General features: G+C 70.1%; 20 protein-coding genes. 10 read left to right on the forward strand and 10 right to left on the reverse strand.

Annotated elements, in window-relative coordinates:
* Positions 1-1,481 precede the first annotated feature (1,481 nt).
* On the forward strand, positions 1,482-2,603 hold the full coding sequence (locus ACIO5E_RS14035; protein ID WP_400667101.1) for an NADAR family protein: 1,122 nt from the start codon (positions 1,482-1,484) through the stop codon (positions 2,601-2,603).
* 257 nt (positions 2,604-2,860) lie between these two features.
* Here ACIO5E_RS14035 and ACIO5E_RS14040 read toward each other — a convergent pair whose 3' ends face one another.
* The 3 genes from ACIO5E_RS14040 to ACIO5E_RS14050 form a co-directional block, all read right to left on the reverse strand.
* Positions 2,861-4,027 carry an alanine--tRNA ligase-related protein gene (locus ACIO5E_RS14040; RefSeq protein WP_400667103.1) on the reverse strand — a complete coding sequence of 389 codons (1,167 nt, stop codon included), beginning with the start codon at positions 4,025-4,027 and terminating at the stop codon, positions 2,861-2,863.
* Between the two features lie 1,123 nt (positions 4,028-5,150).
* The gene (locus ACIO5E_RS14045) at positions 5,151-5,822 is read right to left on the reverse strand and encodes a recombinase family protein (protein ID WP_400667105.1); all 672 of its coding nucleotides are present in this window, start codon (positions 5,820-5,822) and stop codon (positions 5,151-5,153) included.
* Between the two features lie 44 nt (positions 5,823-5,866).
* A complete protein-coding gene (locus tag ACIO5E_RS14050; protein WP_400667107.1) occupies positions 5,867-7,054 on the reverse strand; it encodes a tetratricopeptide repeat protein in 1,188 nt (395 codons plus the stop codon).
* 254 nt (positions 7,055-7,308) lie between these two features.
* On the opposite strand from ACIO5E_RS14050, the gene ACIO5E_RS14055 reads away from it, so the two are divergent.
* A complete protein-coding gene (locus ACIO5E_RS14055; RefSeq protein ID WP_400667109.1) occupies positions 7,309-7,644 on the forward strand; it encodes a hypothetical protein in 336 nt (111 codons plus the stop codon).
* Here the strand turns inward: ACIO5E_RS14055 and ACIO5E_RS14060 are convergent.
* Entirely contained in the window at positions 7,629-7,811 is a 183-nt protein-coding gene (locus ACIO5E_RS14060) for a hypothetical protein (protein ID WP_400667111.1), read from the reverse strand. The genes ACIO5E_RS14055 and ACIO5E_RS14060 overlap by 16 nt on opposite strands.
* 280 nt (positions 7,812-8,091) lie before the next feature.
* Here ACIO5E_RS14060 and ACIO5E_RS14065 point away from each other — a divergent pair, with 280 nt between their 5' ends.
* Genes ACIO5E_RS14065 through ACIO5E_RS14075 form a run of 3 tightly spaced genes read left to right on the forward strand, consistent with a single transcriptional unit; the run spans position 8,092 to position 11,886 of the window.
* Positions 8,092-9,690, forward strand: a complete 1,599-nt coding sequence (locus tag ACIO5E_RS14065) for a Mu transposase C-terminal domain-containing protein (protein ID WP_400667113.1) — start codon at positions 8,092-8,094, stop codon at positions 9,688-9,690.
* Positions 9,690-10,457 (forward strand): AAA family ATPase, encoded by a 768-nt coding sequence (locus tag ACIO5E_RS14070; protein WP_400667115.1) that lies wholly within the window; start codon positions 9,690-9,692, stop codon positions 10,455-10,457. The genes ACIO5E_RS14065 and ACIO5E_RS14070 overlap by 1 nt, the downstream gene beginning before the upstream one ends.
* A gap of 52 nt (positions 10,458-10,509) precedes the next feature.
* On the forward strand, positions 10,510-11,886 hold the full coding sequence (locus ACIO5E_RS14075; RefSeq protein WP_400667117.1) for a hypothetical protein: 1,377 nt from the start codon (positions 10,510-10,512) through the stop codon (positions 11,884-11,886).
* 539 nt (positions 11,887-12,425) lie between these two features.
* Here the strand turns inward: ACIO5E_RS14075 and ACIO5E_RS14080 are convergent.
* Together ACIO5E_RS14080 and ACIO5E_RS14085 are read right to left on the reverse strand one after the other, a co-directional pair.
* Positions 12,426-13,222 (reverse strand): IS5 family transposase gene (locus tag ACIO5E_RS14080; RefSeq protein ID WP_400667914.1). Its coding sequence is split into 2 segments (ribosomal slippage): positions 12,426-12,877 and positions 12,877-13,222, totalling 798 coding nucleotides; the frame shifts between segments, so codons are not numbered across the junction.
* Positions 13,223-13,984: 762 nt separating this feature from the next.
* Positions 13,985-14,446, reverse strand: a complete 462-nt coding sequence (locus ACIO5E_RS14085; RefSeq protein ID WP_400667119.1) for a hypothetical protein — start codon at positions 14,444-14,446, stop codon at positions 13,985-13,987.
* Between the two features lie 254 nt (positions 14,447-14,700).
* Here ACIO5E_RS14085 and ACIO5E_RS14090 point away from each other — a divergent pair, with 254 nt between their 5' ends.
* Together ACIO5E_RS14090 and ACIO5E_RS14095 are read left to right on the forward strand one after the other, a co-directional pair.
* Positions 14,701-15,963 (forward strand): Helicase associated domain protein, encoded by a 1,263-nt coding sequence (locus tag ACIO5E_RS14090; protein WP_400667121.1) that lies wholly within the window; start codon positions 14,701-14,703, stop codon positions 15,961-15,963.
* Positions 15,964-16,101: 138 nt separating this feature from the next.
* A complete protein-coding gene (locus ACIO5E_RS14095; RefSeq protein ID WP_400667122.1) occupies positions 16,102-16,596 on the forward strand; it encodes a hypothetical protein in 495 nt (164 codons plus the stop codon).
* Between the two features lie 188 nt (positions 16,597-16,784).
* On the opposite strand, the gene ACIO5E_RS14100 is transcribed toward ACIO5E_RS14095, so the two are convergent.
* Entirely contained in the window at positions 16,785-16,979 is a 195-nt protein-coding gene (locus ACIO5E_RS14100; protein ID WP_400667124.1) for a hypothetical protein, read from the reverse strand.
* 214 nt (positions 16,980-17,193) lie between these two features.
* On the opposite strand from ACIO5E_RS14100, the gene ACIO5E_RS14105 reads away from it, so the two are divergent.
* The 3 genes from ACIO5E_RS14105 (at position 17,194) to ACIO5E_RS14115 (ending at position 20,942) form a co-directional block, all read left to right on the forward strand.
* Entirely contained in the window at positions 17,194-20,205 is a 3,012-nt protein-coding gene (locus ACIO5E_RS14105) for an NACHT domain-containing protein (protein WP_400667125.1), read from the forward strand.
* Positions 20,206-20,292: 87 nt separating this feature from the next.
* Positions 20,293-20,550 (forward strand): helicase associated domain-containing protein, encoded by a 258-nt coding sequence (locus tag ACIO5E_RS14110; RefSeq protein WP_400667916.1) that lies wholly within the window; start codon positions 20,293-20,295, stop codon positions 20,548-20,550.
* A 125-nt stretch (positions 20,551-20,675) separates the two neighbouring features.
* Positions 20,676-20,942, forward strand: coding sequence for a hypothetical protein (locus ACIO5E_RS14115; RefSeq protein ID WP_400667126.1), 267 nt, complete (start codon positions 20,676-20,678; stop codon positions 20,940-20,942).
* A 43-nt stretch (positions 20,943-20,985) separates the two neighbouring features.
* Here the strand turns inward: ACIO5E_RS14115 and ACIO5E_RS14120 are convergent, their stop codons facing one another.
* Genes ACIO5E_RS14120 through ACIO5E_RS14130 form a run of 3 tightly spaced genes read right to left on the reverse strand, consistent with a single transcriptional unit; the run spans position 20,986 to position 22,526 of the window.
* Complete coding sequence (locus ACIO5E_RS14120) at positions 20,986-21,150, reverse strand: hypothetical protein (RefSeq protein WP_400667128.1); 165 nt, start codon at positions 21,148-21,150, stop codon at positions 20,986-20,988.
* A 54-nt stretch (positions 21,151-21,204) separates the two neighbouring features.
* Positions 21,205-21,927 carry a hypothetical protein gene (locus ACIO5E_RS14125; protein WP_400667130.1) on the reverse strand — a complete coding sequence of 241 codons (723 nt, stop codon included), beginning with the start codon at positions 21,925-21,927 and terminating at the stop codon, positions 21,205-21,207.
* Positions 21,924-22,526: an RNA polymerase sigma factor gene (locus ACIO5E_RS14130; protein ID WP_400667131.1), complete on the reverse strand. Its 603-nt coding sequence runs from the start codon at positions 22,524-22,526 to the stop codon at positions 21,924-21,926. Before ACIO5E_RS14130 ends, ACIO5E_RS14125 begins: the two co-directional genes overlap by 4 nt.
* Positions 22,527-22,843 lie beyond the last annotated feature (317 nt).

Below are 22,843 nucleotides of genomic sequence, written 5' to 3' on the forward strand. Positions count from 1 at the left end.
GGGCGGAAGCCTGCGGCTTGAGCATTTCCTGGCGGAAATGCGGCGGCGCTGACGCACCGCCAGGTGCGGGGGTGTCGCCTACGGCGTCACCGTGCGTGGCGTGTCCCCGGCTGCGCCGGGGCGGGCGAGTGGGTGGTTTGGGGAATTCGCCGGTGGCGAATTCGCGGGCTTGTGCGGGTAGTTGGTGACGGGCGTGGGCGTCGCTGCGCTCCACCTTTCGGTGGCTTTTTCCCGGGCCTACGGACCGTCAATCGGCCGCCTTTCCCGCCTTGTTCGTCCGGTGTTTTCACGGCCCTACGGTCCGGTTTGCTGGCAGCGTTTCCCGGGCTGCGCCCGGGGGTGAGCGTTGACGATGTGACGCGGAATTCGGGTAGTAGCCCATCCCTCCGATCGGGCGGGGGTGCCGGCCGGGGCCTGCGGCCCTGGGCGTTGACGATGTGTCGCGGGCTTCGGGTATCAGTCACAACCTCACCCCCGGGCCCCCTCCCTCGGGCCCGGCCGGTGGCCGGTCCACCGCCTGGTTGCTGGGCTGGCGGCCCATCCTCCGCCCCTGGGGCGGGGCCTGCGGCCCTCAGGAGGCACCTTGGAGCCACCGGTCCGGCTCGGGCCTGACCGGCCCGGGTGGCGGGCCCTCACGGGCACCCCGAGCGGCGGTCCCTGACGGGCCCTCAAACGCAGATTCCGGACCGGAATCCGAAGCGTATCCGGCGGCGTTTCCCAGGCTTCCGTACAGCTCTATCCTACCGGTCCCTAGACGGGCGCGAGACGCGAACATCCAACCTCGTGTCAACCTTCCATCCCGGCTCTATCCGGCGGCACTCACGGCGAGAATGCGAATGCCCTTCCACTCTCTTTCGGGAGGAAATCATAAAGCCCCGCGAGGCGCAGCGGACGGAAATAGAATTCAGGCACGCCAGAAAGTGGCCTACGGCCCTCTCCGCCGACACCACGGCCGCCGTTCCAAGCCACCCAAAAAATCCCACTCGACGTCAACGGAGCAATTCCCGGAACAGCAACACCAAACCGAACACCGAGCCAGGACGGGCGGCCAAGGCGCAGCACCGGGCGGGCGGGACGGCCGGTCCGGGCCACCACCAGGGCGGGCGCGGGCACGGCGGGCAGGACCGCCAAGTCGGGCGCAGCGGGACCGGCCTGGCGGCCGACCAGGACGGCGGCCAGGGCCCAGCAGCGGAGCCCGGCACCGGGCGACGCGGGCGGGGGGCGGGGAGAAGCCGAGGCCGGCGCACCGGCGCAGCCCGGTGTGTCGCGTCTCAGCGAAGTCTCACCAGTCTCGGTGGAGTTTGACTGCTGGCGGTTTGTCTCATCGAAGTTTGACCGCCCGGTTTGGTGCCTGACGCTTTCGGGGGTCTTGAAGTGCTGGCACGGGTCCGTGGGGCCCGTCCCGGTCAGCGCGGATCATTCTCAGGGCGGCCCGAGGAAAATCAAGGTCTCCTCGGCGGCCACTGCGCCACAATCACAGGATGATCGGCAACCGGATCACCCATCGCACAGCGGACGGCGTCCGCATACCCGGAACCTGGCGGCACGTCTTCATCCGCAACGGCGGCCACTACTTCCTCACTGACCTCTTCATCTTCGCCGACGGGCTCATCGACTGCTGGGGCCTGGTCACCGTCGAGGAGTTCGAGGAGAAGCTGCGCACCGGCTGGGTGGCCACCAGCTTCCCCGAGGGCGGGGAGGCGTCCGCGCACGACCTGGCGGAGTGGAAGTTCAGCGAGCCGCGGAGCTGGCGGACCCCTGAGCTACTCGTCGCAGAAGTACGGGACACCATTGACCGGCTGAACAGGCGGCCCGACTCGACCGGCCGCTGCCTGGCAGCGGTCGATGCCTTCCTCGCCGACCAGACCGAGGAGAACCGGGCCGTGGCCCGGGCTGCGTTCATGGCCATCCCGGCCTCGCGGCGCCGCTACGCGCTGGGCGACATGGACAGAAAGGACGCGCCGCTGCGGGTGCTGGTGGCAGGGCCCGGCGGCCAGACCTACATACCGGCCGATCCGCCGGTCACCCAGGAGGTCTACGACGATGCCCTCGCGTACTTCGAGGAGCGGGCCCGCTGGAGGGCCGAGCGGCCCACGCGTGTCCCAGCGGACGGACCGGTGACACCGCACGCCCCGGCGGTCCAGCTCTACCACTCGTATCCGAACAAGCCGGTGGACGATCCCGGCAAGCTCGGCCTGCGCAACGACTACCCCGCCCCGATCACCGTGGGCGAGGTCATTTACCCCTCCGTCGCCCACGCCTACTGGGCCCTGTCGGTCGCTCAGCCCGAGGTCCGAGCCGAGATTGCGACGGCGGAAACCTCCTACGCAGCGCGCAAGATCGCAGCCGAGACACCGCGCCGCGAGGGCTGGGAGCACGCCCGGACCGCCGTCATGACAAGCCTGCTGCGCGCCAAGTACGACCAGCACCCCGAACTGGCCGAGATCCTGCTGGCGACGGACGACGCCACCGTAATCTACGACGATGCAGAGTCGGCCTTCTGGGGCGACAACGCCGGCCACGGCCGCAACTGGACAGGCCGTCTCCTCGAACTTGTCCGCTCCGAACTGCACGCGCGGCGAGCCGGGATCTCGGGGCTGTGACCGAACCAGACGCGTGACTCCCAAGAGGGCCAGTCAAACTTCGTTGAGACTGACCAAACTTCGGTGAGACGGGTCATGGATCAGTTGTCATCGAAGATGGACCGACGGCGTTTTATGTCAATGAAGTTGGGCCGAGAGCGGGTGTGGCGGATCAGCACTCCTTGTTGCGTGGTGGATCCCCGCTTTCCGTGACTGGGGATCCACCACGCAGGTGGGGGTCACGTCTCCGGACCTCGATTCGTCGCCGTGAACCGCCGTCACCGCGGCCGCAGGTTCAGGACGAGGTCGCGCGGCAGACCATGGGTGTCGTGGAGGTAGCGGAAGTCCTCCTCGCTCAACGGGCCTCGGAATCGGGGGCGGGCCAGTACCTGCCGGCCGCGCTCCAGGAGCCGACTGAAACGGCGTTCCTCCTCGAGCAGCACCCGGCGCACGACGTCCGGGTCTCCGTCCTGGCGGAAGTGGTCCAGGGTGTGCTGGATCAGCTCGTCCGGCAGGTCTCCGAGACCGCGCCACGGATCGTCCCGCCGTAGCACGGTGAGCACCCGACGTACCAGCCGGCGCAGCACGTAGCCGCGGCCGGTGTTGGCCGGGCGCACCCCGTCGCCGATCACCACGATGGCCGAGCGCAGGTGGTCGCAGACCAGCCGCAGCGATGGCTCGTCCAGCTGCCACAAGGTCGGCACGATCCGGCGCCAGGGGTCGAAGACGTCGCACTCGAACACCGACCGCCGGCCCTGCAGCAGTGAGGCCAGCCGTTCCAGGCCGAGTCCGGTGTCGACGTTGCGCTGCGGGAGCGGCACGAGTGAACCGTCGACGAGCCGTCGATGCCGCATCATCACGTGGTTCCACACCTCCACCCAGCGGTCGTCACCGGTCGGCGTCGACTCCGGCGGGGTGTCGCCGGTCCACAGGAAGATCTCCGAGTCGGGGCCGCACGGGCCGGTCGGTCCGTTGGACCACCAGTTGTCCTCGACGGTGAGCTCGACCGGCACCCCGCGCTCCTGCCACAGCTCCAGCGAAGCGGTGTCGGGGCCGGTCTGGTTGTCGCCGCCGAAGACCGTGGCATGGAGCAGCCCCGGATCGATGCCGAACCCCTCGGTGAGCAGGCCGTGACCCCAGTCGAGGCTCAGTGGGCCCTCGTAGTCGCCGAGCGACCAGGTGCCGAGCATCTCGAAGACGGTCAGATGGGTGTTGTCGCCGACCTCCTCGAGGTCCGTGGTGCGCAGACAGCGCTGCACATTGACCAACCGCCTGCCGAGGGGGTGTGGGTGCCCCTCCAGGTACGGGGTGAGCGGGTGCATGCCGGAGGTGGTGAACAGCACCGGGTCGCCGGGCGGCGGCAGCAGGGTCGAGCCGGTGATCCGGCGGTGGCCGCGCTCCTCGAAGTACTCGACGAACGTGCGGACGATCTGATCGGTGTTCATGGGGTGGCTCCTTCGCGTGTGCAGCGGGGAGGCACCGGACAACGGGTCCGCACGATCATCGGAACCGGGGCGGGAACGCCATGGAACCACCGGCAGACCGTTTCCGGTCGCCGGTGGAAGTAGGGAGTACGTCAGGCGGCGGCAACCGGCGAGCTGGTCGCTCGCGCGGTCGCGGTGATGCTTCGGCCGGTGACGTTCATAGCGCCGAGGGTAACGCGCCCGGTGCCCCCGGGGCACACGATTTGCCACTTGGACGTCCTGGCAAAACCCGCCAACTGACGCCCGGGGCGGACAGCCGGCCTGGGCTCGCTCCACGCCGACAGACTCGCTCAGCTCCTCTGACCTGGGGCGCTCCAACTTCGCTGTCACGAACTGCCGTCGGTCCGACTTCGATGACAGCTGGTCCAACTTCGTTGTCACAGGTCAGCCACCGGCCACCCGGCCGCCGAACACCACCACCAGAACAAGGCCGGCCCCGACAGCGGCTGCCGTCCTGGCCGTGCCCCGCCGCCCCGGACGGCGGCCAGGACAACCGGCACCTGGCGGTCGCAGCCACCACCCGAACAGCAGCCGCGGCCCCGCTCCGGCCCCCTGTCGCACCCACCTGTCGCGCCCAGACCACAGACAGGGATTGAGGGGTATCCCCCCCCACGTCACAGCACGCGATAGCACCCCACACGACAGGGCAACGCGACAGCACCAGCACCTACTCCCGGACCGACCCGCAGCAGCCTCCCCGGACCACCACCAGAGCCACCACAGCAGCCTCCAGGGCGGCCTGACGGCCACCCAGCCACCCAGCCACCCGGCCGGGACAGCGTCGCAGCGAGGCCGCCGAAGGCACAGCAGAACGACGGCCACGGCCCCGGACGACGACGAGGGCGGCGGCCAGCCCACCACCCCGACCACGGGAACCGGGCACCCCCAGCCCACCGTGCCCCAGGGCCGGTCCCGGCCCCTTGATCACCGAACGTTCTCGCAGGTGAGAGCCGGTACCAGTGACCGAAGTGACCGAAACCGCAGATCAAGACGCCGACGGCGCAGCAGGCGGCCAGGCCGGACGCAGCAACCCCGCACCTGTCGGCTGCCGTGGAAGTGTCAGCGCCGTTCTCCGCGGCGGGTGTCAGTGGAAGCCGGCGGCGAGCTGGTTCGGCACCCGGGACGTGCGCAGCTCGCGCAGGTCCGGGATGTGGTTGTAGAGGGTGCCGACGGAGACGCCGAGGAGCTTGGCGATCGTCTCGATGCTGTTGGCCGGGTTGGGCAGCATGTCGCGCGCGGCGCGGATCAGCTCTTCGGTGGCGACGGTCGGCCGGCCGCCGGTCCGGCCGCGGGCGCGGGCGGCGGCCAGGCCCTCGTTGGTGCCGACCACGATCAGCTCGCGGATGAACTCGGCGAGGGCGGCGAAGACGTGGAAGACGAGCCGGCCGCCGGGGGTGGTGGTGTCGAGCTGCTCGTGCAGCGAGGGGAACCCGACCTCGCGGTTGCGCAGTTCGCCGACCATGTTCACCAGGTCCTTGAGCGAGCGGCCGTAGCGGTCGAGCGCGGGCACCACCAGCGTGTCGCCGCGCTGCAGGAAGGCGTGGCACGCCTTCAGCTCGGGGCGTTGGTCGTTCTTGCCGGACTTGGTGTCGGCGAAGACGCGCCGGCACCCGGCTGCGTTCAGCGCGTCGAGCTGCCGGTCGAGGTTCTGGGATCCGGTGCTGATCCGGGCGTAGCCGATTCGGATCTCGCTCAGGACGCGGGGCCAGGCGGTCAGCAAGTCGTCCAGGTGGGGCGTGTCGAAGGTGTCGGTCACGCCCCGCATAGTCCCACCAGGGCCGTTCGGACAGGGCTGGAACATCAACTATCAGTAGGTTGATGAACATCTGCTTCGCTGGCGTGCATCCGCCAGTGGGCGAGGTTCTCCCGGGCGGCGAGGGTGTCGGAGTGGTCCGGGCCGAGCACCCGCGCCATGTCGGGCAGCAGTTCGGCGAAGGCGGCTGCGGCGCCTGCTGCGTCCCCCGCTCGCCCCAACGACTCGGCGAGGATGCGCCGGGCGTCGAGAGTGAAGCGGCGGTCCGGGCCGAGCACCCGCACAAGGTCGGGCAGCAGCGCAGCGAAGGCCGCTGCGGCACCGGCCGCATCTCCCGCCTGGCCCCGCCAGTGCGCGAGGTTGCCCCGGGCAATGAGGGTGTCGCGGTGCTTCGGGCCCAGAGCCCGCGCCATGTCGGGCAGCAGTTCGGCGTACGCGGCCGTGGCGCCTGCTGCGTCCCCCGCTCGCCCCAACGACCTGGCGAGGTTGTCCCGGGCGGCGAGGGCGTCGGAGTGGTTCGGGTAACTGCGCCTCAGCCCTCGGATCCGGTCGGGCAGCAGCTCGGTGTACGTGGCCTCATCCCCTGCCTCTCTCCGCCATTGGGAGATGACGCTCCGGGCGGCGAGGATATCGGGGTGATTGGGGCGGAGGGGGCTGGTCGTGGTGCGGGTGGGGGGTGGCGTGCCGGGATTCGGGGGTGTCACAAGTACCTCAAGAACCGATGCCGCAACTCGTGCACGGCGCAACGACTCGTAGCTCTCCTCGAACTCCTCCTCGTCTTCCTCGTCCGCGTCGCCCTGTACTGGCGGGAGGAGGACATCCATGTCGCCGCCCGTTAGGCGGTCCGGCGTGAGGTCCCGGTACGTGCGGTGGGCGTACTGGCGGCTGCATGCCAGGGATGTGGCGATCTCCTGCCATCCGCATCCGCGGGTCCGCGCTTCGAGGACTAGGGCATCCGTCTCCCAGGTCAGAAGGCTGAACGTCCCGGGTACACCGAAGTGCCCAATGAGGATGTACATCAGGTCGAAAAGGGCGTCGCGGTGTCGGCCGTCCACGAGGGTCTCGGCTTCGGCGCGGATCCGCTTTGGTGGCCGTCTGAAGGCCTGGTGTGCGCCTTGCGGGGTCCACGGATGTTCGGTGTCGCTTAGCAGGCGGGCGATCCCCCGCCACGACTCGCCGGAAGAACGCCACCAGGTGACCCACTCGTATGTGGCCAAGCGCAGGGCGTCAGTCACCGCATCGACGTGAAGCAGGGCTTCCAGGACACGCTCCCGGGCAGGCCACCTGGGGGTCGTGATCAGGCGATCGTGCAGGAAAGCCCGGATCGCGTGTGTACCTCCAAGCGTCCAGTCCGACTGGGTCGGCGACAACCATGGCCACGGATCTGAGGCGTCCTTCGGTGCCACGGTGTCAACAAACCATGACGCATTGGTTCCTCTCAACCCTTGCCGGAGATTTCCCGGCCTCGAACTGAGGGGTGGAGGGTGTTATGGACAACGCCGAGCAGGGACGCGAGGCTTCGCGGCGCCCGTCGACGCTCAAGCGCTGGGTGGGGGCGGACGCCAGCACGAAGGCGGGATTGGAGCGAGTGCTGCGGCTGGCCCGCTCCCTGGTCCTGGACACGCTCCTCCTGGTCGTCGGCGTCCTGACCACGGGCACCGCGCTGATCGAATTGCTCTGCCACACCGTTGCTGGCGCGACCGGGTGGGTCATCCGGGCAGGGATCGGCGCGGGCGGCGTCGCGGGCCTGGCCGGAGCGGCACGCCTGCACCGCGAACTACGACGCACCAGGTCCCGTCGGGGCCGGCGTCAGCAGACTCCGTGACGGCAACGGTCGTGAACGACCGCCGACCATGCTGGCCCCAGGTCCTTGAGGGATGGGCCGTAGCGGCCGAACCAGGTGCAGCCGACCCGAATCTTGCTCAGGGTGCGCAGGCGGGCGAGGAGGAAGTCGTCCGAGTGCCCCACGCGCCCGAGGAAGGCCTCGGTCACGCCTCGCATCGTCCCACCCAGTCCGTTCGAACAGGGCCTGATCGTCAACAACCGATCGTTTGATGACGGCACCGGACCGGAGCCGGTCCGAACCCCCCTGGAGCCTTCAACAACTCCTTCAAAAACCTGGGTGCCTCAACAACCTCCCGAGGCCCTTTCCTGAAGATCTGTGAGCCCTTCGCGACCTGCCTGCAACCCCTTCGACCGCCATTCACTCGAACGAAGGTCGGGCGAGCTGTTGTTCGGCGCGGGCTTCGCCATCTCGCTGACACTCTCCGCCATGGGACAGGTGTCAGCCGAGCAACGCCACGCGTCGGTGGAGCGGCTGGAGCAGCTTCGCGAGCAGGACGCGCTGACCTCCGGCCACGTGCGGGTGGTCGCCGACAGTCTGGGCGTCAGCGAGCGCACCGTGTGGCGGTGGCTGGCCCGCGAGAGCGCACCGGCCCCGGCACTCGCCGACCTCCGGACCGGGGCGCGGGCCCGGTACGAGCTGAGCGAGACGGACCGCGAGGCGTTCGCCTTCTACCGCGGCAACGTGCTGGCCGTGCTGCGGGCCCGCGACGCGGTGGTCACCGGCGACGGGACCACCGCCGGCGCCCCGGTCCCCGACTTCCTCGCCGAGGGCTGGGCCAAAGCCCGGCCGGTGGCAGAGCGGACGCTGTACCGGGCCTTCGAGGACGGCATGACGCCCGCGGAACGGGCCGCCTGGCGCACCGGGGAGAGCGGCCGGCGGGCCGCCGACGTGTACCTGCGCCGCCCGGACGCACCGCGCGGGCGGGTCTGGGAGATGGACCACAAGCAGCTGCCGCTGCTGGTGCTGCCGCCCAGGGGCGCGGCGATCAGCCCGTGGCTGACCACGGTGGTGGACGACGGCAGCCGCGGACTGCTCGGCTGGGCGCTGGCCCTGTATCCGAACGCGGGCACCGTGCTGACCGCGATGCGCATGGCGATGGTCCACGAGCCGGCCGTCTCCCCGTTCGGCGCGGTGCCCGAGCGGGTGCGCATCGACCGCGGCCTGGAGTTCGCGGCCGCCTCGGTCACCGAGGTGCTCGGCGCCCTGACCGTGGTCGTGCACCGGCTGCCGGCCTTCACCCCGCACCGCAAAGGCAAGGTCGAGCGCCTGAACCTGACGATCGAGCAGCAGCTGTTGTCCCAGCTGCCCGGTTTCACCGCCGGCCCCCGCGATGCCGGCGGGCGGCTGTACGGGCCGCTCGGCGACTCGACCGCCGCCAAGCGCGACGCCGAGAGCGCCGCGGTGAAGCCGATGCGGATCGAGGCGTTCGCTCAGCGGTTCGCTGCCTGGGCCCGCTGGTACAACACCGAACGCCCGCACCGCGCGCTGGACGGGCGCGCCCCGGTGCAGGCTTGGCGTGAGGACGAGGCGCCGGTGCAGCGGATCGACGCCGCGCGGCTGCGGCACCTGCTGCTGGCCGGCACCGAGCGCAAGGTCGGCAAGGACGGCGTGCGCTTCGGCGGCCGGGCCTACGTCGCCCCCGAGCTGCGCGGGCGCGGCGGCCAGGTGGTCGAGGTCCGGTACATGCCGCACGACGACCGGTGGATCGAGGTCTATCTCCACGGACGCCACCTGTGCACCGCCCGCCCGGCGGGGCATCTCACCGCGGAGCAGAGCGAGGCGTTTCGCGAGCACGCCCGCGAGGAGGCCGACCGGCTCGGCCGGGAGCGGCGCCGGGCCTCGCGCCGGGCCCGGCGCGAGCTCGCACCGATGACCGGCACCGGGGCGGCCGAGCCCTCGCGTCTGGTCCACCCCACCGACGCGGCCCAGGCCGTCCAGCGTGCCGGCCAGGCCCTGCTGTCGGCGCGGGCGCGCACCGACCTGCTCGGCCTGACCCCCGTCACCGACACCCGACCGGAGCGTTGATGCCCCGCCAGTTCGTCGACCTCGCCGGGGCCGCCACGCTGCCCACCGGCCACTTCCAGCTGACCGGCCGGGTCATCACCGACCTGGTGGCCAACGCAGCCGTCGGTGTCGTCCACGGCCCGGCCGGCACGGGCAAGACGTACGCCGTCGAAGCCGCCCTGGAGGACCTGGAACAGCGCCCGGCCAGCGAGCGACCCTCCGTGGTACTGCTGAACTTCCCTTCTCGCCCTTCCATGCGGCTGATCGCTAACCAGCTGTTGCAGGAGCTCACCGGCGCCGAGACACCAGCCAGCCAGAACCGGTTCGACCTGATGACCAAGCTGATCGGTCTGCTCGCCTCCCCGATGCGGCTGGTGGTCGTGGACGAGGCGCAGCGGCTGACCGGCGACTGCATCGAGTTGTTGCGGCACCTGCACGACGATCGGCGGACCCGCTTCGCGCTGCTGTACGTCGGCGGTGACGGCTGCTGGGAGGTGCTCTCGCGTGAGCCGATGCTCCGTTCGCGGGTCTTCCGACGGCTGCGGTTCGAGCCGCTGCCCCAGGCGCAGGTGCCCGAGTTGATGCGCCGCTACCACCCGATCTACGAAGGCGTGGGTGACGACCTGCTCTACGAGGTCGACAACGCCTACGGCCACGGCACCATGCGCGACTGGGCGGTGTTCACCCACACCGCCGCCGGCCTGTGCGAGGACACGGGCCGCGCTGTCCCGGACGAGGCCGTGGTTGCCAACGCCTACGCGCTGCTCGGCGGTGGTCTGCATGACTGACCTCGCCCACGACCGCGTGGAGCCGGCAGGGACTCCGCCGCGGACATGGATCGTGCACAACCCCCACGACGATGTCGCCGTCACCCGTCGCCTGGACGCCCTGACCGGGCAGGGCCGACTGGTCCTGCGGCCCAGCCCCGGCGGCACCGCCCTGGACATCGCTCGCAATGCCCTGGAAGCGTGCGGGAAGTCTCCCGGAGACATCTCCTCGCGTCTGGCTGGTGACGCCGCCTGGATGACCGCCGCTGCCTGGGTGCGGGCTGGGAGAATCGACCACCTGCTCGTCGACCGCGCACACCGGCTCACCACCAGCCACACCGTCAAGGTCATCGAGTTGGCGACGCGGACCGGTGCCGACCTGTGGCTGATCTGGTCCGGGCCGAAAGCCCTCGACAAGATCGCCCGCCAGCTCGAAGCCGCCGGCCGCCACCCCGCGCACCTTCCACTCAACGCCTTCTACCGGCACATGCCGTTCCCGGATCCGGCCCGCACGGCTCCCCGCCAACCCGACGAGGACGCCGGCCAGCCCGTCACCGCCTGGCCCCGCCTGCCAATGACCGACTTCCCGCTCTTCCTCGCCGTCTGCCGTCGCCACCTGCCGGGCGAAATCTTCGACGCCCTCGCTCTCGTCTTCCACCAGCAGGCCCGCCACACCCGGACCTGGCTGCGCTCCAACGCACGCGGCAGCCTCACCGGCTACCTGCGGGACGTGCGGCTTGGTACGGCCCCCACCGGCGAAGACGCCCTGATCAGGCTCCGCGCCATTCAGAGCGCCCTGTTCCTGGCCGGCGGCCACCTCAGCTGGCAACCCGCTCTCCTCGGTCCCGACCCCGCCGCGCGACTTCTCACCCGGCTCGACCACCGCACCGCCAGCACACTCAGAACCGTCACGGACACCACCGCCGCCGCAGCGACCGCCCTCGCCCTGTACTTCTCCAGCGCCCCGATCGGCTTCGACATGATCCGCTACCGCGACATCGCGCCCGACGGCAGCACCTTCCACCTGCCGCTCCTGAAAGACCCGACCGACCCGCTGCCCGGTCTGTGGACCGGTACCTCCACCCACGACCACTACACCCCAAGCTCCAACAGCGCTGGCCTGCGCACCCGGTACCCGATCCAGATGCCGGCACCCGTGTGGCCCGTCCTCGCCGCGCACCTCGCCTACCGCCAGGCTCAGGGCGCCGGACCCGACGACCCGTACTTCATCCATCCCCATCAGCCCGGCCGGATCTCCCCAGAACGGTCCCTGCGCGAGTGCGTCGTACGGACAAGCCACCGCCTGCACCTCTCCCCCGGCTGGCTCCACCGCTCCCACTGCCGCCACGGTGACCAACTCGCCCAGCACCCCGACGGCTGGCTCACCGATCGCGCCTTGGGCCGCGGCCACATCCCCACCCAGGAGCAGCCGTGGTCCGCCACCTGGTGAACGACGCGAACACCGCCGAAGACCAGCAGCACAGCACCAGCCTCACGCGGCGCAGCTACAAAGCCGGCTGGAACTCCAACACGATCAAGCAACGCCTGCACGCCCTGGGCATGACCAGCTGGCAGCTCGCCGATCTCCTCGGCGTCCACGAACACGAGATCGACGTGGACGAACTCGCCGCCCAGCCCGTGCGCGTCGTCTACGAACTCGCCCGCCGCCTGGCCCTCAACCCCGCCGATCTGATCCAGGGCGTCGAAGACCTCTTCGCCCTGCCCCGGCTCCAGGGAACCACCGCCCACACCGCCGGCTCCAGCCCCGACCAAGCCCATGACGCGCTCGTACTGATCACCGCCCTCGCACACGCAACACGGGCCATGACTCCCGAAGAACTCGCCGACGCCCTCGACTGGCCACTGGAACGCATCGACGCCGCCATCGACTACGGCGACGGCCACATCGGATGCGCCGGCGCGCTCGACCTCGTCTGGGAACCCCCCGACCACTGGCGGGCGCAGCCCCGCCTCGACTTAGAGGACATCTCATTTGGGGAGTCTGCGGGCGCAGATGATGGCTGCTGCGATGCTGGCGAAGGCGGCGAAGTGGTCGGCCTTGCGTTCGTAGCGGCGGTGGAGCCGGCGGAAGCCGCCGAGCCAGGCGACGGTGCGCTCGATCACCCAGCGGTGCCGGCCGAGGCGGCTGGAGGTCTCGATCCCGCGGCGGGCGATACTGGCGGGGATCTGCCTGCGGCGCAGGTAGGAGCGGATGAAGCGGTGGTCGTAGGCTTTGTCGCCGTGCAGTTTGCCGGGTCTGCGCCGTCTCGGGCCGCGTCGCGAGCGGATCGGTGGGATGGCGTCGACGAGCGGGATCAGGGCCTGGCTGTCGTGGACGTTGGCCCCGGAGATCGCGAGCGACAGGGGTAAACCGGTACGTTCGGTGAGCAGGTGGATCTTCGACCCGTACTTGCCCCGATCGACAGGATTCGGACCCGTCAGCTCCCCTTTTTCAGGGCCCGCATGTTCACCGAGTCGACGGCGCACCTCGACCAGTCCAGCTCGCCGCGCACGCCGAGCTCGTCCAGGACGACCCGGTGGAGCTTGGCCCACACCCGGGCCCCGCTCCATTCGGCGAATCGCCGGTGGGCGGTCGGCCCGGACGGGCCGAAACAGGGCGGAAGCTGGGCCCAGGTGCACCCGGACGTCGCGACGAACACGATCGCCGCCAACACCTCACGATCCGCGTAGCGACGCCGACCACCGCCCTGCGGCCGAGTCGGCGCCTCCGGCACCACCAACTGGAACAGCTCCCACAACTCGTCCGGTACCAAGCGCTCCACGATCGTCACGGGAGCAGCCTACAAGTCCAAATGAGATGTCTTCTTACTGACCCCTCACCAGGCAGACCGGCTGGCCAGCCGCCACCACACCCTGCACGGCACGCCCTCCACCCAGCCGGGCCCACTCACCGGCGCAGAGATAAGCACCCTCCACCAGATCCACCGCACCGGTACCACCGATCCCCACCAGCCACTCCAACACCACGCCGCCTACGACCTCCTCACCGCCGGCCTCATCCAGCACCACCCCGCCACCAACCAACTCCACCTCACCGACGACGTCCTCTTCAGCCTTGGCCTACCCCCAGCCCCCGCCCCCGCGGCTGACACCACCCCGTGACAAACCCACTGACACTTCACGACAAGCCCCACTGCCATCCCCACGACAATCCACAGCACGGGCGCCGCCTGGACGGGCGCGGCCCGGACGGCAGCCACCCGCCGACAGGCACGGCGACCAGAGCCCAGCCCCTCACCACCAAACCGAACACCCACCCCCGCACCCCGCGATTCCAACCCGAACTCAAACCACCACAAGCAACCAATCCATAAAAGCAGCAGCACGGAATACCCGGCCGAATTCACACCCGAACACAACCCACAACACCGAACCGACCCCCGCCAACAGCCGACCCCACCCCCGACCCCACCAACAACCACACACAGTCACCACCCCAGCCACCCACCCACCACCCCAACAGGCACAAACAAAGGTCCAGACAACCCGACATGAGAGGCCATTCCACGCCCACAACCACCAACAGGTCACACCCAGCGGCCCCTCACCGGGTAGAGCCTCGCGTGCAGCACCCGCTCCTCCCACCACAGATCGCCCGGAGCGGACACCAGCGCGGCCACCAGCTCCCGCCTGGTCGGGACCGGCAGCACCAACGGGCCCAGCCCCTCCACCTCCCGGTCGCTGACGCACTGCGGGCACTCCAACCGGTCCGAGCCGGCCTTCTCCGCGAGCTCCAGCAGTGAGCCCTCCTCCCCGCCGATAGAGCCCCGAAACGTCCAACACGAGCGCAGCTCCGCGTTCGCCGCGCGGGCCTCCTCCAGGCGCTCGAGCGCGGCGGCGGCCTCCTTCTCCTGCCGCTCCTGGTGCTTCCCGTGACAGGGCCAGCAGCGGCCCCCGGGGCGGCGGGTCCACTGTCCGTGGATCCCGTACTCGTAGGTGCTCTCCGCCTTCGGGACCTGGCCACAGTCGGCACAGGCCAGGGTCCGCATCAGCTCGTGGTGGGCCTGCTTGGCCTTCTTCTCCCGGGCCTACTGGCGCTGTTCGGAACACAGTTGCAGCTCTTGAAACACCCCAGGTTAGACGCCACACACGAGGCACCCCCTGACACACCGTCCCATAAATGCCCAGGCCAGCGCCCTCTTACAGCACGCCTATACGCTCTCTCAACCCGTGAAACAAAGCAGGTCAGAAGCCATCAGCGACCTCACCGCGTTTCAGTCCCGCTGAGCCCACATAGGCGGAGGTGAAGTGGGACGGCGCGCGGGCCGTCGCCTACCGGGACGGGGATTCGGTGCGGCTGACCGGCCGGCACGACACCGACTACACCGCCCGCTTCCCCGAGGTCGCCGAGGCACTCGCCAAGGTGGCCAGCCCGCTGGTCCTGGACGGCGAGATCGTCGTGATGCGTGACGGCGTGCCCTCGTTCACCGCTCTGCAGACCCGGATCCACCGCACCCGCCCGGCCTCGGTCCGCGCAGCGGCAACGAGCACGCCCGCCCTGTTCGTCGCCTTCGACGTGCTGCACGACGCCCGCCCGCTGCTCGCCGAGCCGTACCGCCGGCGCCGCACCATCCTGGAGAACCTGGACCTGGACCACCCCAGGCTGCGGGTCCCGCCAGCCTGGACCTCAGTCCCCGACGCCTACGGCTGGACGAAGGAATACCGACTGGAAGGCGTGATCGCCAAACGCTCCGACTCCCCCTACCGCCCCGGCGCCCGCTCCCGCGACTGGGTCAAGATCAAACACCTGAAGACGGCAGACGTGGTGATCGGCGGCGACGCCCGGTTCGAGGCCGGACTGGCCTGGGCGCGGGTCTGGGCGAAGGAGCACGGTGGATCTCTGGCTTGTCCGGCGCGGGCCTCGATCGGTTCTTATCCGATCGGCACGTGGCTGTCCGAGCTGCGGGCCGCGGCCCAGGTGCCGGTCGACCAGCCGGGGGCTCTGGCGTCGGAACGGCGGGCCGCGCTGGAGGAGATCGACCCGTGGTGGTGCCCGGCCTGGCCGATCACCTGGCAGCGGGCGTACGCGACCGCCCGACAGTGGTGGTTGGAGTCCGACGGCCGCGTCGACTGGGCGCAGCTGCCCGCCGACGTCGTGTTCGAGGGTGAGCAGCTCGGCCGCTGGGTGCGGGCGCAGCGCGCCGACTGGCCCGGCCTGGAGGCAAGCCAGCGGGACCTGCTCGCCGCGATCGGCATCGAGGAGGACCAGGAGCTCGTGGCCGCCAAGGCCGCCGCTGAGGCCAAGCTCAAGGCGCCGCGGGCGGACCGCTTCCAGCAGGGCTTGGCCGCTTTGGCCGCCTTCGTTGAACGCGAGGGCCATGCCAAGGTGCCCCGGCCGCATAAGGAGCCGCTGGAGATCGTGGTGACCGGTCCCGGCGGGGAGGAGAGCGTTGAGGTCGTCTCCGTGGGGTTGGGTGCGTTCTTGAACAACACGAAGGCACGCCGGGCGAAGCTCAGCCCGGGGCAGCTCGCACAACTCGCCGAGCACGGAGTCGAGTGGGCGTAGACCTGGTCCCGGCTCCGGGAGGCTGCGCGGCGGGAATGGAGTGGCGGCGTGTTTGGATCGTGGTGTGGGCTGGGCCGTGTGGAAGCGACTTGGGGAATTGAAGGGTGGCGGCCCTGCTGGCACAGCAGCGCCGCTGAGATGGCGGGCTGTGAGGGGCAGTGGCTTGGCTCATTGGTCGGTGAACGGGTCACCGGGGCCTGGGGTGTCTGGATCGGCGAGGAGGGTGAGTGGTTCGCGGACCTGCCCGTGCTCCTCGCCATCGGCGGCCGGCAGGCCGCGGTCTGCGTGAACCGGCTCGACCTCCTGTCTGCCACCCCGGCAGCGATCGACACCGGCACGGCGCCGATGTGGTGGAACGACTGGTCCCTGACCTGGCGCAGCGACGCGCATCCGGTGCTGGACGAGGTGGTCGGACGGACGGTGACCGCGGTTGGTGTCACCGAGTGGAGCCCGGGTGTGGCCAGTGCGGGCGGCGGTCAGCGTCCGCCGGCGTGGATGCTGACGGGGTTCGCGCTCGAACTGGGCGATACGGCGCTGTGGGTGTACAACGCTGCCGACGAGAACGGGCTGCAGATCGGGTGGCCACCGGAGGAGGAGCACTACCGGACCCGTTGGTTCGGCAATCCCTCGTAAGGGGACCGGCCGCCTGCCGTACGAGCGCCTCTTCCCCGCCATGACCCTCAACTTCCCCTCTGGTCACGACTCCACGCTACGAGGGGAATGTCAAGTGGGCGTAGCGCGGCACGAGTGGGAGCTACTGGACCTCTGATGGGCGTGGCCGGCCAGTGCTACGCAGCCGTCACGCCCATCGGGGCCAGGCATCAGTGGGTCTTCAGCCACCAGTCGACGACGGCGACCAGGATCGGGGCGGGAGTGGCGGCCAGGGAGAGCAGGGCGGTACGCCCGATCTCGCGGAGGACCAAGGTCCCAGCAGGGGCGGGCGCGGCGTCCGTTGCCGTGTCGGCGCCGGTGTATGCGTCGGCGGGCTTGGGCTTGTGGGTGATGTCGTCGTTCATGGCGGGTGTCCTTGTCGGTGGTCGGTGGTGTTGGGATGCCGGGCCCGGCGTCGGTCTCGAATGTGGCATCTGGGTGTCCGGGGTGTCCCAAGTTGCGGGCGGAGAGGGCGTGGTGGGCACTACGCTGCTGGTCAGCGGTGATCGGTCACGGGTGCCCGGCGGCCCGGTTGCGGGTGGGGCGGGCACGCGCGGGCGAGAGGCGAGGCGGCGGACGATGCCGGAGAACGAGCTGGAGCTGGGTCCGAGGCGGCGAGCGCTGCACGGGGGGCTGCTTGAGCTGAAGGAGCGGGCGGAGCAGGAGCGCAAGGCTCAGCAGGCTCTGTGTGGGCAGCTGGAGTTGGAGAAGGCAGTGCGGCGCACCGGGCGGGCCGGGACGGAGAGGTTCGCCGGGAAGCGGATCAGCTCATGGGTGCCGCCGGCCGGTCGTGCGGGCGAGGCGCAGGTTCCGCAGGACGCCGAGGTTCTGCTGGCGGTGGTAGCAGTGTGGTCGGCCTGGGCCGGGGCCCCCTCGCTGGCGGCCGATGGCCGGGTGGAGGAGCGGTGGCTGCGCGCGGAGCGTCCCCGGTGGGAGCGGTTGCTGGACAGGGCTCGGGCAGAACGTGAGGCTGCCCGCATGGCCGCTGGCGGCGATGCCGCCGCGCAGGGCCAGGTGCGTGCCGCTGAGTGGGCTGCGGCCCTGGAGGCGTACCGGCGGCGGGTGCGGGAGGTGCATTGGCGGCTCAACCTCGACGTCCTGGGCGCTTCCGGCAGCGCCGGTGAGCAGCCGAAGATCGAGGTGCGTCAGGTGTTCATGCCGCAGTCGTGCCGCCCGCACGTGGCCCACGTGCCGGGTGAGGTGCGTCGGCTGCTGGCAGCGGGCGAGTTGGCGGACGCCGATCTGCCGCCGGGGTTGGAGGCGGAAGCGGTTCGCGCTCTGCAGGAAACCTACCGGTCACAGCCGACCCGGCCGGTGCTGGAGGTGCTGGCGGGTGAGGGTGATCGGCGGGTGGTGGTGCTGGGTGATCCTGGTGCTGGAAAGTCGACGCTGGCGAAGTACACGGCGTTGGCGTTGGCCGGTGCGTTGGAGGAGTTGCCGGCCGAGCTCGTCGAGCTTGACGGGTTGGTGCCGGTGGTGGTGGAGCTGCGGCAGTACGCGCAGGCGCAGTGGCGTGATCGGACGATCGAGGACTTCCTGGAGTATGTGGACCGTCAGGACCGGATGTGTCTGACGCGGTCCGTGCTGGAGGATCTGCTCGCGCAGGGGCGTGCCGTGGTGTTCTTCGACGGTCTGGACGAGGTGTTCGATCCGGCTGTGCGTGCGCAGACCGCTCGGCGGATCACCGCTTTCGCTTCCGATCACCCGGGAGTGCGGGTGGTGGTGACGTCGCGGGAGTACGGCTACCGGGCGGGTGAGTTCACTGCGGCGGGGTTCACGCAGGTGATGCTCCAGGACCTGGAGCACGGGCAGGTCGAGCAGTTCATCCGCCGCTGGTACACCGCGGCCCATCCGGAGAACCCGTCCCTGGCATCCCAGCTCACGCAGCGTCTTCTGGGGGCGGTGCGGGGAGTTCGGGCGGTGGCGGAGTTGGCCGGTAACCCGCTGCTGCTGACCGTCTTGGCGTCCATGGGACTCGGGAAGACCATCCCCCGCGAGCGGCGCGAGGTCTACGCCCACGCGGTGGAGGTGCTCATCGAGCAGTGGGACAAGGACGCCAAGTTCCTCACCCCCCACTCGCCCGTCACCGGGGAGGCCGCTCAGGCACTGGAGTGGCTCAACGTCGACAAACGCCTCAAGGTGCTTCAGCGCATCGCCCGCCGCATGCAGGAAGGCGCGGGCCGGCCCGCCGGCACGTTCATCCAGCACGACGAGCTGACCGGCATCATCAGCACCTACCTGACTGAGCAGAACATCTCCCGCACTGCTGCCGACATCGCCGCCGATCACGTCGTCGACCGGCTGCGTACCCGCAACTTCCTCCTCGCCCATTACGGCGGGGGCATCTACGGGTTCGTCCACCGCACCTTCCTTGAGTACCTCGCCGCCACCGAACTCCTGGACCGTTCCTATGAGGAGGAATGGACCCGCGACGAGATGGTCGGGGTCCTGGCCGAGCGTGCCGGCGACCCCGGGTGGCACGAGGTGCTGCTCCTCATAGCCGGCAACCTTCATCAGCGTGGTGTGGCGGCCTTCATCGCGCACCTCCTTCACCAACACCGGCGCGAGGAGAGTCACAGTAGTTGGTTGGTGCCGATGCTGGTACTGGCCATCCGTGTCCTGGCCGAGGTCAAGGAAATCGGCGCCTCCCCGGCCCCGGGAGTCAAGGACCGGCACCTCTCCGTGGCCGCGCAAAGCGATGCCGTCATCAACACCCTCACCACCACGCTGCGTCAGTCGACGTTTGTCTCCATCGAGGAAGCCCTGCCAGCCTTCGGGACCTTCGACCGATTCTGGAGCGGCCGGGAACGCTACCTGCGCTGGTACTACGCGACCCAGTCAGGGGAAAGCGCGTTTCGGGGCGGCGAAATCGCTGCGGCGCTGAGCCGAGACCTGAAGGAGACGGTGTGCCAGGCGCGCATCCCCTGGGATTCGTTCCTACGCGGCGCCGCCTTGGAAATACTCGGGGCGCGGTGGCCAGACCACCAGGAATCCCACCAAACCGTCCTAACTGCCGCCACCAACACGACCGACACGACATTCGTCCGCGGCACCGCACTGCGGGTACTGGCGGAGCGGTGGCCGGACCACCAGGACACCCACCAAACCGTCCTAACCGCCGCCACCAACACCGACACCGACCCGGACGTCCGCGGCACCGCACTGCGGGTACTGGCGGAGCGGTGGCCGGACCACCAGGAATCCCACCAAACCGTCCTAACTGCCGCCACCAACACCGACCCGAATGTCCGCAGGACCGCACTTCAAGTACTGGGAGAGCGGTGGCCGGACCACCAGGACACCCACCAAACCGTCCTAACCGCCGCCACCGACACCGACCCGGACGTCCGCAGCACCGCGCTCCGAGTACTCGCAGCAGGATTCCCCGACCTGGCATGGCCTGTTGTATGCGAGCACACCAAGAAGGACTATCCGGCCGTCATCAGGGTCCATGTGATCAAGCTGCTCGCGTTGCTGTGGCCGGAGGAACCGGAAAGCCTCGCACTCATCCGTGCCATGGAAAAGCACGATGACGAGGACGTGAGGCAGACCGCAGGAGAAGCCCGGACGCTGTTGGAGCAGCGGCCTTGATCGGCTGGCCTCGTTCACTTCCGACTCAAGTGGCTACGGCCGGTAGATGTCGACTGGACAGCGCGGGACCTGCCGGCCGCGCTCAGCATCGAGGAGGACCAGGAGCTCGCCGCCGCGCGGACGGCGGCCGCGGCGAAGCCGAAGGCCTCCCGCGCGGACCGGTTCGGTGCCGGCCTGGCGGCGTTGGCCGCGTTCGTCGGGCGTGAGGGGCACGTCCGGGTGCCGCGCACCCACAAGGAGGGCGGGGTGTCCCTCGGATCCTGGCTGAACAACCAGAAGGCGAGACGGGACAAGCTGACCAAGGAACAGCTCGGGCAGCTGGAGGCTCTCGGGGTGGCCTGGTAGGTCCGTTTCCCATCGGCCCCGGTCTGGTGCCGCCGGGGCCTTTCTCATGTCCTCGGACGGTTGAGAGCGTCGGCTCGTCCAGCGGCCGGGATGCGAACGGGACCACCGTGGCGCACGGTCGGGGCATGGCCACGATCGTTGTCCTCTTCGAGCTGGAGTCTGACCGGGATCTTGGGGCGGAGGGAGTTGGGCCCGCCGTCCTTATGGTTCACGCTGCTGGCGCCGATCCGGACGCCCTGGAAGACCCCCAGGCGTGGACGCTGTGCGGTAAGGACACCACCCCGATGGAGCACGCGCACTACAGCCCCACCCGGCCCGGTGAGCCGTGGTACCCGCCCATGTTCTACGACAGGCGGTGCCGGGAGTGCGAAACGATGCTCCGCCGGCTCTGAGACGGCACACCCGACGACGCCACTCAATGAAAGCGAAGAGTGGTCAGGTCCTGCGGTTGAGCAGCAGGGTGAGGAGGGTGCGTGCCTCGCGGCGGCGGGCGTGCGTCGGGGCGGCGATGGCGGTGATCGCGAGTGCGGTGAGGGTGAGGAGGTAGCCGGCGGCCGAGGTGGCCAGGGCGATGGTGGCGGGGTCGTGGGCGGTGTGCATCGAGGTCTTCTCCGTTCCGGTGGGCGCCGCCCGTCGGGTGCGGGCGGGAGCGGGTCAGTGGGAGGCCAGTTCCTGGAGCCGGTCGGCGATGGCGTCGGTGGGCAGGCTCAGGAGGCCACCGGCCTCGTCCTCGCGCGGCAACCCGTTGATCGCGTCGCGCAGGGCGCGGTCGGGGCGGGGCAGCCCGGCGGGGTCGGGCAGGGGCGGGGCCAGGCGGGAGGCGAGGCGCGCGTAGCCGGGCAGGTCGGGGAGCTTGGGGGCGAGGGGGGCGCTGGTGCCGTCCTCCAGGCAGGCGGCCTGGTTGAACCAGTTCTCGGCGTCGCGCAGTTCGCCGCGGCGCAGGTGGTGCAGGTACATGCAGTAGGCGGCGAGGTGGCTTCCGGCGCCGGCCGCGAACTGCCACCACCAGGTGGCGGAGTGGTGCCGGCCGGAAAGGTCGAGGAGGCAGCCGAAGATCAGGGCGCCGTTGGGTTCCCAGTCCTTGGCGAGGGTCTCGATCTCCTCCCAGGAGCCGGGTTCGTTGATGACGACCGTGGCCAGGGCCCGCAGGTCGCGGCGGGCGTCGGCGTGGATGCCCGTCGATCCCGGAGACGGCTGCGGCTGGGGGGCGGGGGCTGCGGACCGCTCGGTCCGGCGGGCGGCCAGGCCTTCGGCGACGTACCGGCGGCCGGCGTTCATGTCGTAGCGGGGGCGGTCGGCGGGCAAGGGGCCCGCGGCGTTTAGCAGGAAGTCGATGTCGGGGAAGTGAGGGCCGTCCTCGCGTGGTGTCACAGTCACTCCTGATCCTTCTTGGTGGTGCCGGGGCGGAGAAGCCGACGGGATCGGAGCCGGGCCTCCAGCTTGGTGCGGGCCTGCGTCGTCAGGGACTTCACCGTGCCCTCGTCGGTGCCCATGGCCTGGGCCGTACCCGCGACCTTGAGGCCGACAACGAAGCGGAGCACGATCACGTCGAACTTCGCTGCGGGCAGCTCCTTGATGGCGGCGCCGAGCGCCATGCCCGCTTCCAGGCCGTCGACGCCGGTGGTGATGGCGTCCAGGTCGTCCAGCCACGGCTCCCACTCCAGGCGCAGCGCCACGGAGAACGCGACGCGCTCGTCCAGCCGGTCCAGGCGCTCCCGTTCCGCCTCCACCAGGTGGCGCAGGGCAGCCCAGGCGGTGGCGGCGGGCTGGGGGTAGGTCAGGACGAGGTCCCAGCAGTCGGCGAGTTCGAGGAAGGCCTCGCTGACGAGCTGTTGGGCGAGGCGGGCGTCACCGAGGCAGGCGTAGGTGTAGTCGAAGTACGCGTCGGCGTGAAGCCGCTGGAACGCCTCCAGGGTTATGGGAAGTTCCACGCCGGGAGTGGTGCCGGCGGTGTCGGCGAAGGGCTGCTCGGTCACGACGACGCCTCCCCGGCCGGGTCCGGGACCGCTGCCGCGCGGGCGGCGGGAGCGGCCAGGGCAGGGCAGGACGGGTGCGGTGGCCACGGCGGCGGGCCGCGGTGGGATGGGGGGATGGATACACATGGGCGTTGGGAATCCTTCTCCGTTGGGCAGGGAACGGCACATGATCACGCTCTGCTGGGGGGCATGAGCGCGCTGTGCTGTTAGATGCATCAAATCCTTCGAACAGACGAAAGGTTCACGACCCGAAGGTAAAGACTTACGGAACGTCATGTTCCGACGTTTAGGTGCCGCGATCCGAACCCTGCACGGCA

The organism is Kitasatospora sp. NPDC087314, assembly GCF_044744365.1.
Lineage (GTDB): Bacteria > Actinomycetota > Actinomycetes > Streptomycetales > Streptomycetaceae > Kitasatospora.

What these genes read in the sequence shown, in the direction of transcription:
- ACIO5E_RS14035 (WP_400667101.1), top strand. Translation starts at nt 1,482, where the DNA reads ATGATCGGCAACCGGATCACCCATCGCACAGCGGACGGCGTCCGCATA.
- ACIO5E_RS14040 (WP_400667103.1), bottom strand. Translation starts at nt 4,027, where the DNA reads ATGAACACCGATCAGATCGTCCGCACGTTCGTCGAGTACTTCGAGGAG.
- ACIO5E_RS14055 (WP_400667109.1), top strand. Translation starts at nt 7,309, where the DNA reads ATGGACAACGCCGAGCAGGGACGCGAGGCTTCGCGGCGCCCGTCGACG.
- ACIO5E_RS14065 (WP_400667113.1), top strand. Translation starts at nt 8,092, where the DNA reads ATGGGACAGGTGTCAGCCGAGCAACGCCACGCGTCGGTGGAGCGGCTG.
- ACIO5E_RS14070 (WP_400667115.1), top strand. Translation starts at nt 9,690, where the DNA reads ATGCCCCGCCAGTTCGTCGACCTCGCCGGGGCCGCCACGCTGCCCACC.
- ACIO5E_RS14085 (WP_400667119.1), bottom strand. Translation starts at nt 14,446, where the DNA reads ATGCGGACCCTGGCCTGTGCCGACTGTGGCCAGGTCCCGAAGGCGGAG.
- ACIO5E_RS14095 (WP_400667122.1), top strand. Translation starts at nt 16,102, where the DNA reads ATGGCGGGCTGTGAGGGGCAGTGGCTTGGCTCATTGGTCGGTGAACGG.
- ACIO5E_RS14100 (WP_400667124.1), bottom strand. Translation starts at nt 16,979, where the DNA reads ATGAACGACGACATCACCCACAAGCCCAAGCCCGCCGACGCATACACC.
- ACIO5E_RS14105 (WP_400667125.1), top strand. Translation starts at nt 17,194, where the DNA reads ATGCCGGAGAACGAGCTGGAGCTGGGTCCGAGGCGGCGAGCGCTGCAC.
- ACIO5E_RS14115 (WP_400667126.1), top strand. Translation starts at nt 20,676, where the DNA reads ATGGCCACGATCGTTGTCCTCTTCGAGCTGGAGTCTGACCGGGATCTT.
- ACIO5E_RS14120 (WP_400667128.1), bottom strand. Translation starts at nt 21,150, where the DNA reads ATGCACACCGCCCACGACCCCGCCACCATCGCCCTGGCCACCTCGGCC.